Origin of the sequence: Paracraurococcus lichenis (assembly GCF_030657435.1) — a bacterium.
In the GTDB taxonomy this organism is placed as follows: Bacteria; Pseudomonadota; Alphaproteobacteria; order Acetobacterales; family Acetobacteraceae; genus Paracraurococcus; species Paracraurococcus lichenis.
The window spans coordinates 1-230 of the sequence record NZ_JAUTWS010000618.1 but is presented as its reverse complement, the minus strand read 5'-3'; the positions used below and the strand labels follow the sequence as shown (position 1 = coordinate 230).

Here is a 230-nt window from a genome sequence, read left to right as displayed (position 1 = left end):
TGGCTCTTGATGGGATCCGGGGTGATGGGGCACATCACACGACCAGAGCTGCGACGAGAGCGCCGAGGAGGGCTTTGCCGCGGCGCCGGGCGTTGTGCGCGAACTCGAAGAAGCCGAGATACAGCGGCAGCTTCTCTTGCGAGATGCCCCGATGCGGGCGGAGCCAGGAGCGTAGCAGAGACCACGTTCCCTCCATGGTGTTGACGTGGATCTCGCAGAAACCATCGCCA

1 pseudogene is annotated in these 230 nt (G+C 63.9%); it reads right to left on the bottom strand.

Annotated features, from left to right (window positions below):
• Positions 1-34: 34 nt before the first annotated feature.
• Positions 35-230 (bottom strand): annotated as a pseudogene (locus tag Q7A36_RS41460) (IS1595 family transposase); the annotation flags it as partial.